Below are 557 nucleotides of genomic sequence, written 5' to 3'. Positions count from 1 at the left end.
GTGGCCGGACTCGGCAGCCTCGCCTACTTCACGCTGGCGTGAGGGCCGTCCGCTCTCCCGCGGCGGCCCAGGTGGCTCAGGTGGCGTCGGGATCGTAGGTGCCCGCCGGGGCGTCCTGCGGCGCGGCGGCCCGGCTCCCGGGCCGCTCGGCCGGCTCGCCGTTCACCGCGGCGGCCACCTCCGCCAGCTCCGCCCTCGGGTCCAGGGCGGAGCGGATCTCGTCGATGCCGAGGCCGTCGCGGTCGAGGCCGTCGAGGACGTGCTTGCGGACGAAGGTCCTGGGGTGCAGGTCCGCCAGCTCCAGCTCCTTGAACTCGGGGCCGAGTTCCGCGCGGACCTCGTCCCTGGCGCTGTCGGCGAACGCCCGCACCGTCCGCACGAACCCCGCCACCTTCTGGACGACCTCGGGCAGCTTGTCCGGGCCGAAGAGAAGGACGGCGAGGAGCACCAGGGTGAGCAGGTCAAGGGGACTCACGTCGAAGAACATGGCGGCTCCGCTCGGTCACCGAGGGGGATGGGGGGCTTGGACGGGCCGTACGAACTGGGTCTCGGCGGCG

Annotated in this window: 1 protein-coding gene; it reads right to left on the bottom strand. The window is 73.8% G+C overall.

The window, feature by feature from the left end; translation table 11 throughout:
• Positions 1-76: 76 nt before the first annotated feature.
• On the bottom strand, positions 77-475 hold the full coding sequence (locus tag BIV23_RS45320) for a sec-independent translocase (protein WP_245790967.1): 399 nt from the start codon (positions 473-475) through the stop codon (positions 77-79).
• Positions 476-557: the final 82 nt, after the last annotated feature.

This window comes from Streptomyces monashensis, from assembly GCF_001866665.1.
Classification (GTDB): Bacteria; Actinomycetota; Actinomycetes; order Streptomycetales; family Streptomycetaceae; genus Streptomyces; species Streptomyces monashensis.
This window is presented reverse-complemented; position numbering and strand designations above follow the sequence as displayed.